At 46.9% G+C, this 5,770-nt stretch carries 4 protein-coding genes; 2 read left to right on the top strand and 2 right to left on the bottom strand.

The features are described from left to right. Nucleotides 1–68: 68 nt before the first annotated feature. Complete coding sequence (locus ACP45E_RS16345) at nt 69–1,382, bottom strand: glycoside hydrolase family 18 protein (protein WP_017034516.1); 1,314 nt, start codon at nt 1,380–1,382, stop codon at nt 69–71. A 197-nt stretch (nt 1,383–1,579) separates the two neighbouring features. Further along, complete coding sequence (locus ACP45E_RS16340; protein ID WP_017034515.1) at nt 1,580–2,557, bottom strand: sugar-binding transcriptional regulator; 978 nt, start codon at nt 2,555–2,557, stop codon at nt 1,580–1,582. Between the two features lie 400 nt (nt 2,558–2,957). Between ACP45E_RS16340 and tal the strand changes: the two genes are divergently transcribed. After that, nucleotides 2,958–3,908, top strand: coding sequence for a transaldolase (gene tal, locus ACP45E_RS16335; RefSeq protein ID WP_017038774.1), 951 nt, complete (start codon nt 2,958–2,960; stop codon nt 3,906–3,908). Nucleotides 3,909–4,003: 95 nt separating this feature from the next. After that, nucleotides 4,004–5,770 (top strand): transketolase (tkt, locus tag ACP45E_RS16330; RefSeq protein WP_069585276.1); only part of this gene is annotated, 1,767 nt, incomplete at its 3' end.

Below are 5,770 nucleotides of genomic sequence, written 5' to 3'. Positions count from 1 at the left end.
TAGAATAACGACTGATCAAAAAATTCCTCCTTGTCCTCAAGCTTTTTTCCTACGCTATTTCTGATCACTTACTGACTGTGATTGGTCTTATTCATCTGATCATGCATCGCGTCGACGAGATTCCCAGAAGGGTCCCCTGACAGCTCCCAAGTAAAGATACCGCCTAATTTAGCTGATTTGGCCCAATCTGCCTTTGCTCGGATGGAGCGTTCATCTTCAAACGAAATAAACACTTTGTCCTTTTCATTCCACAAGTAAGGCGCTTGAGCTTGCTCGTCGTATAGGTAGCTATAACCTTGCTTGTCACTGTAATTTTCCATCAAATCCCAGAACATAAAGTACCCATTCTCACCGGTACCAAATTCCGCTCCTTTCTCAGAGACTAGGTCTGATGAAGGTAATCCACCTTGATAGTCTTTTGTTCCTTGCCAACCTCGGCCATAAAATGCGGCACCCAGAACCAGTTTCTCACTTGGAATGCCCGCCTCTATCATTTGGTTGATGAACACATCAGCGCCCATTCCCCACCAGCTTCTCTCTGTTGCGTGAAGATTGGTAAGGTGTCCCGTTTGTTGCCCCCACCCTCCGAGGAAGTCGTAGGTCATTGCAAACATATTGGTTAAATAAGGCGCCGCGCTCGCCCAGTCAATTTGAGTCGCTTTAGGGCCAACACCTACAGCAGTAGACAGTTCGTACTCTCGTTGAGTCGATTTCGATAAAGCATCGAGGTCCTGGCGAAGGGTTTTCACTAAATAGGTAAAGGCTTCTCGTTCTTGGGCTTTTTGGTCATCATTAAGCTTTGTGTCCGGATTCCAAGGCGATGTCGTCAGCCCGCCTCCCCCAGGGTATTCCCAATCGAGATCGATGCCATCAAAGAACGCATATTGTTCTATAAGCTCGACCGCTGTTTTCGAGAACTGTTGCATAGCCTTAGGGTCTTTCGCCATGGCATGAAAGGGTTCCGACATCGTCCAACCACCAAATGACGGTAAAATCTTGATTGAAGGGTTGTCGTTCTTTAACTGAGCAAGCTGAGCAAAGTGACCTTTGTAGTTAACATCGACTTCTACATCACCAAAGTCATGTTGCAGGGCGGCTTGACTATCAACAATAATCGCACTGAAAGGGGCCTTACCCTCACACGCTTTCTCAACCTGCTCTTGGACCGCATTCGACGCTCCAGTATGAGGGCCACACATACTTAAAAATGCGTAGATAATGTGAGTCAATTTATCGGCGGGAATGTCTTTCACCGTATAAGGGTTTTGCTCTTTGTTATATTGCCAGTCGGCGAAGTAACCCGCCACGACTGGCTCATTTGCACTTGCCGATGAAACAGAGAGTGCAGACAACATAGCCAGCGTTGTAAGTGTTTTTTTCATTTGTAACCTCCTGTTATTTGGTTACAAAATAGTCATTGGCTATTTATTTAGCACTTGAAGTAAATCGGGCTGCGAGTCATCCCCCACTAATCGTTGCAAGGATGCAATATTTTCAACGTTCAGATCCAAGCTGGCGACTTTAAGTCATTCATAAGCCTATCTTATTACTCTAAGATCAGCATTACGGCGATCGACTGCTACCTCATCTGCTCGTCAAGATTCAATACCGTGAGCGCATTGCTCACACTGGTCGCAATAACATCCACCACTCCAGTCCTTAATGCACCAAGTAACGCTAGCGGTTTTGAGTTTTCAGCCGCAATAGCAATGACTTCCGCAATCGGGCGAAATTCTTCAATACCTAAACCGATGACTCGGTCACTCATGACGGTAATCGCGACCTTTCCGTGAATATCGAAGAAATCATAACCCGCAAAATCGCCAACTACGCCTTGTGTCAAACGTGACTGAACGACCTCGTCAGTGCTAAACCAGCCTAAGTCGACCATATAGCTATTTTCACTCATGTCACCAATGCCGACTAACGCGACATCGGCTTTACGCGCAAGATCGAGGGTCTGCTTTACCGTCGCATTTTGCATAAACGCTTTCTTCTGATCTGGGTTCTCAGCATAAGCAGGGGCGTAGAGAGATTCCGACGAACCTCCATATTTCTTGGCGAGCTGACGGCAGATATGGTCAGCGTTAAACATACCCCCTCTTGGGTGAATGCCTCCAATGCCACAGACGAATTTACAATCACGGGGGGTAATGACACCAACATGATGTGCAACGGAAGAGACGTTTCTGCCCTGCCCAACGGCAACGACCATGCCATTTTTTAACGAGCTGGTCAGATAGTTTGAGACTAGACCAGCAACTTGTTCACGTTGTAATTCTTCACTGGGCTGATCCAACGCGATTAACGCCCGGCTCACACCAAAACGCTCGATTAATCGCTGCTCGATCTTGGCACTAAAGACAGGGTGGTATTTGACGGTAATATCAACAATCCCTTCATCACGCGCCTGTTTCAACAACCGACCCACTTTTGCCCGTGATATTGAGAATTTTCGTGAAATTTCCTCTTGGGTGGCCCCATCTTGATAATACGCCACGGCAATTTCCGTCAGTAAGTTAGTTACTTCGAGTGAGATATCTTGAGTATTTTGCACAAGGATTCCTACGCTATGAGATCACTGACTGATTCTAAGTGAACCTCACACCAGATCGCAAGCATTTGCTCAACTAGATTACAAATGTTCAGCGTGTTTTCTCCATCGTTGCGAGCCATAGAAAACCAAGCAAACGTTTATACCGCTACTGCATCCACTAATATAAATAAATTTCATGACAACATTCACTTTATATGGCTCATAACAATTGACAATATTTCAGAATACGATAATTATGATTACATCAATTACTCATGCAATGAGCATGCGCTCAAGAGCACTTGCACACGGCATAAAAATTTAGATCTGATGCAAAGAAATGAGTTCTTCGTATCACATGCTTGCTGAACCCTTTCAATCGCCCAATGGCGAGCGAAGCCCAAAAATAGGATGAATGATTATGAGCAATAAGTTAGAGCAACTTCGCAAACTGACGACAGTTGTAGCGGACACTGGTGATATCGAAGCGATCGCAAAATACACGCCAGAAGATGCAACAACTAACCCGTCTCTAATTCTTAAGGCGGCTCAAATTGCTGAGTACGCGCCTCTAATTGACGCTTCTATCGAATACGCTAAAGCTCAAAGCGACGACAAAGCACAGCAAGTTCAAGACACTTGCGACATGCTGAACGTAAACATCGGTAAAGAAATCCTGAAAGTTGTCCCTGGCCGTATCTCTACTGAAGTAGATGCTCGTCTTTCTTACGATATGGAAGGCAGCGTTGCTAAAGCTCGTCAACTTATCAAAATGTACAATGATGCAGGTATCACTAACGACCGTATCCTAATCAAACTGGCTTCTACTTGGGAAGGCATTCGCGCGGCTGAAATCCTAGAGAAAGAAGGCATCAACTGTAACCTAACGCTTCTATTCTCTTTCGCTCAAGCTCGTGCTTGTGCTGAAGCTGGCGTATTCCTGATTTCTCCTTTCGTTGGTCGCATCATGGACTGGTACAAAGCGAAAGAAGGTCGTGATTTCGAAGCATCAGAAGATCCAGGTGTCATCTCTGTTTCAGATATTTACAACTACTACAAAGACCACGGTTACAAGACGGTTGTTATGGGCGCAAGCTTCCGTAACATCGGCGAGATCCTTGAACTTGCTGGTTGTGACCGTCTAACTATCGCTCCTCAGCTTCTAGCAGAACTCGAAGCGACGGAAGGTGACGTTGTAGAGAAGCTGATTGACTCTAACGGTACTAAAGAGCGTCCCGCTGCCATGACTCACGCTGAGTTCCTATGGGATCACAACCAAGATCCAATGGCTGTAGAGAAACTGGCTGAAGGCATCCGCAACTTCGCCGTTGACCAAGGCAAGCTTGAAGACATGATTGCCGCTAAGCTGTAGTCGCTAAGAATTAAAAAAGGGGAACGTTTGCGTTCCCCTCTTCATATCAAATTATCTATTTCAAATTCAAACTTTAACTCTATTTGGAAGCAATTATGACTCAATCTAGAAAGCATCTTGCTAACGCTATCCGCGCACTCAGCATGGACGGCGTACAACAAGCAAACTCTGGCCACCCAGGCGCACCTATGGGTATGGCTGACATCGCTGAAGTTCTTTGGCGTGGTCACTTGAACCACAACCCACAAAACCCAGAGTGGGCAGATCGCGACCGTTTTATTCTTTCAAACGGCCACGGTTCAATGCTGATTTACTCTCTGCTTCACCTAGCCGGTTACGAACTTTCAATTGAAGACTTGAAAAACTTCCGCCAACTTCACTCTAAGACACCTGGCCACCCAGAATACGGTTACGCTCCTGGTATCGAGACAACGACGGGGCCTCTAGGTCAAGGCATCACTAACGCTGTTGGTATGGCGATGGCTGAAAAAGCACTGGCGGCGCAATTCAACAAAGAAGGTCACGACATCGTTGACCATTTTACCTATGCATTCATGGGTGATGGCTGTCTGATGGAAGGTATCTCACACGAAGCTTGTTCTTTGGCGGGTACCCTTGGTCTTGGTAAGCTGGTTGCTTTTTGGGATGACAACGGTATTTCTATCGATGGCGAAGTGGAAGGTTGGTTCTCTGACGATACCCCTAAGCGTTTTGAAGCGTACGGTTGGCATGTCATTCCAGCAGTAGACGGTCACGATCCTGAAGCAATTAACGCAGCTATTGAAGCGGCGAAAGCAGAAACAGGTCGTCCGACACTTATCTGTACTAAAACTATCATTGGTTTTGGTTCGCCAAACAAAGCGGGTTCTCACGATTGTCACGGTGCACCACTTGGCCACGAAGAGATTGCAGCAGCACGTGAATTCCTTGGCTGGAATCACGGTCCTTTCGAAATCCCAGCGGATATCGCAGCAGAATGGGATGCGAAAGAAGCAGGCGCAGCCAAAGAAGCGGCTTGGAATGCTAAGTTTGACGCATACGCAGCAGCATACCCAGAGTTGGCGGCAGAATTTAAACGTCGTATTAACGGCGAGCTTCCAGCGCAGTGGGAAGAGAAAGCAAACGCAATCATTGCTGATCTTCAAGCTAACCCAGCCAATATCGCATCACGTAAAGCATCTCAAAATGCATTAGAAGCGTTCGGTGCTATGCTACCTGAATTTATGGGAGGCTCTGCGGATTTAGCGCCTTCCAACCTAACTATGTGGTCGGGTTCTAAGTCTCTGACGGCGGATGACTTCTCTGGTAACTACATCCACTACGGTGTACGTGAATTCGGCATGACGGCGATCATGAACGGTATCGCTCTGCACGGTGGTTTCGTACCCTACGGCGCAACCTTCCTAATGTTCATGGAATACGCGCGTAACGCGATGCGTATGGCGGCTCTGATGAAAGTGCAGAACATCCAAGTTTACACGCACGATTCTATCGGCCTAGGCGAAGATGGCCCTACTCACCAACCGGTAGAGCAGATCGCTTCTCTACGTTTGACTCCTAACATGAGCACATGGCGTCCATGTGACCAAGTTGAGTCTGCGGTTGCTTGGAAACTGGCAATCGAGCGTAAAGATGGTCCATCATCTTTAATTTTCTCTCGTCAAAACCTTGCACAACAAGATCGTAACGCTGAGCAAGTCGCTAACATCGCTAAGGGTGGTTACATCCTGAAAGATTGTGCTGGCAAGCCAGAACTCATCATCATTGCTACCGGTTCAGAAGTTGAGCTTGCGGTTGAAGCAGCTGCGCAACTAACCGCTGAAGGTAAAGCAGTGCGCGTAGTCTCTATGCCTGCAACTGAC

The organism is Vibrio genomosp. F10 str. 9ZD137, assembly GCF_049974785.1.
Lineage (GTDB): Bacteria > Pseudomonadota > Gammaproteobacteria > Enterobacterales > Vibrionaceae > Vibrio.
This window is presented reverse-complemented; position numbering and strand designations above follow the sequence as displayed.